3 protein-coding genes are annotated in these 2261 nt (G+C 73.8%); 1 reads left to right on the forward strand and 2 read right to left on the reverse strand.

Annotation, left to right across the window (positions count from 1 at the left end):
• Positions 1-172: SDR family NAD(P)-dependent oxidoreductase (locus tag ACWDCZ_RS40545; protein ID WP_449818619.1), on the reverse strand; the 172-nt coding region annotated here is incomplete at its 3' end.
• A 53-nt stretch (positions 173-225) separates the two neighbouring features.
• On the reverse strand, positions 226-1101 hold the full coding sequence (locus ACWDCZ_RS40550) for an SDR family NAD(P)-dependent oxidoreductase (protein WP_449818617.1): 876 nt from the start codon (positions 1099-1101) through the stop codon (positions 226-228).
• 81 nt (positions 1102-1182) lie between these two features.
• Between ACWDCZ_RS40550 and ACWDCZ_RS40555 the strand changes: the two genes are divergently transcribed.
• The gene (locus tag ACWDCZ_RS40555) at positions 1183-1908 is read left to right on the forward strand and encodes a TetR family transcriptional regulator (RefSeq protein ID WP_449818618.1); all 726 of its coding nucleotides are present in this window, start codon (positions 1183-1185) and stop codon (positions 1906-1908) included.
• Positions 1909-2261: the final 353 nt, after the last annotated feature.

Here is a 2261-nt window from a genome sequence, read left to right on the forward strand (position 1 = left end):
GGGCCCGCCCGCCCGCGGCGGTGATCTCGGCGACCACCTCGGCGAGCCGGTGCTCGCGGCGGCCGACGACGGTGACGGCGGCGCCGCGCTCCGCCAGCAGGATCGCGGTGGCGCGGCCCATGCCCGAGCCGGCGCCGGTGACCAGTGCGGCCTTGCCGTGGAACGGTCGCATGTCCGGGTTCTCCCTTCGGGACCTTGGGACTTCGGGACTTCGCGGCGGGCGTCTCAGCCGTTGGCCGGCAGGTCGACGGGGTAGGCGGCGCCGGTGTCGGCGGACGCGGAGACGGCCTGCCAGGCGGTGGCCTCGGCGAGCTGGCCGCGGGAGTAGTCCAGCGCCATGTCCGCGGCGCCGGCGCCCAGGAGCAGGTGGGTGGGCAGCCGGTCGGCGTGGACGATCCGGACGAGGATCTGCGCCGCGCGGTCGGGGTCGCCCACGGCCGCCCCGCCGCCGCGCAGGAGGTCGGCGAGGGCGCCGACGGTGGCGCGGTAGTCGGCGGGTACGTCGTCGACCTCCATCGAGGCCCCGGCCCAGTCGGTGGCGAACCCGCCGGGCTCGACGACGAGGTAGCGGATGCCCAGCGGCGCGGTCTCGGCCGCCAGGACGCGGGTGAAGCCGTCCACGGCGAACTTCGCCGCCTGGTAGGAGCCGAGCCCCGGGGTGGCGCCGACGCGCCCGCCGACGGAGGAGAACTGGATCACGATGCCGCCGCCCTGTTCCTTCAGCAGCGGGATCGCGGCCTTGGAGACGTGGTATACGCCCCAGAAGTTGGTGTCGAACTGGCGGCGGAAGTCCTCCTCGTCGGCGGTCTCGACCGGGGCGAGGTTGGCGTACCCGGCGTTGTTGACCACGACGTCGACGGAGCCGAAGGCCGTACGGGCGGCGGCGAAGGCGCGCTGGACCGCGGCCGGGTCGGTGACGTCCAGGGCGACGGGCAGGACGCGGTCGCCGTGGCGGGCGACCAGGTCGTCGAGCTGCTCGGGCTTGCGGGCGGTGGCGACGACCCGGTCACCGGCCGCCAGGGCGGCCGAGGCCAGGGAGCGGCCGAAGCCGCGCGAGGAGCCGGTGATGAACCAGGTGCGGGTGTCGGTGTGGGTGCTCATGGATTTAGTGAAACACCGTTGCGCTAATAACGCAACGCCGGATCGTTATTAGCGCAACCACGTTTCGCTAGACTCGACGGCGTGACCGACTCCGACTTCCAGCGCGCCCGCACCCCCGAGGCCAAGCGCGCCCGCGAGGACGCGATCCTCGCCGCCGCCGCCCGCCTGGCCACCGCCAACGGCGTCCGCGAGGTGACCGTGACCGCCATCGCCGACGAGGTCGGCATGCACAAGTCCGCGATGCTGCACTACTTCGAGACGCGGGAGGACATCTTCCTGCGGCTCGCCGCCGAGGCCTGGCAGGACTGGTCGGCCGAGGTCCGCGACCGCCTCGCCGCCCTCACCCCGTGCGAGACCGCCTCGGACCCCGAATGGGCCCACGGAGCCCACTCGATCGCGGGCGTCCTGGCGCAGTCGCTGGCGACCCGCCCGCTCTTCTGCGACCTGCTCGCGCACACCCCGTTGAACCTGGAGCGCAACGTCTCCCTCGACACGGTCCGCGCGTTCAAGGTCCGCGCCATCGCCGAGGTGGACGCGGTCGGCGCGACCCTCGGCTCCATCGCCCCGCTCGGCGCCGACCAGGCCCGCAGCGTCGTCACCACCGCCACCTCGATGGCCGGCACCCTGTGGCAGATGGCCGCCCCCGGCACCCGCCTGCGCGCCTTCTACGAGACCGACCCCGAGCTCTCCCACTCCATCGTCGACGTCGAGCCCCGCCTCACCGACATCCTGGCCGCCCTGCTCACCGGCTACGCCGTCGCCGCCACCCGGCACGCGGGCGACGGATGGCCCCACGACACGCCCTGACCCCCGCGCCGCTCCACCCCGGCCTCCGCTCCACCCCGGCCTCCACCGCGGCCCGACTTCGCACCGGTGCACGGAGCGACCGGGAAGCAGGTGCCTGTCCGTAATGAACGATTGTGTTCCCTATGCCCCGGGGATACCGTCGGTAGTGGTGAACGAATCCGTCCCCTTCCCGTCGTTCACCCCCGAACCCTTTGGGGGACCGCCATGGCCACCTCGCGCGCCCTGGCCGAGGCTTCGCCCGCGACCGCACGTCGGGGCCAGCACCCGGGGACCGCACCGTGACCGTCACCACCCCGGCCGGACAGAGCGGCGCACAGACGACGCACACGAAAGCCGTGCAGCTCGCCCTCGAC

This window comes from Kitasatospora sp. NPDC001225 (genome assembly GCF_053597855.1).

Coding starts and splice junctions, on each gene's coding strand:
- ACWDCZ_RS40550 (WP_449818617.1), bottom strand. CDS start 1,101: ATGAGCACCCACACCGACACCCGCACCTGGTTCATCACCGGCTCCTCG.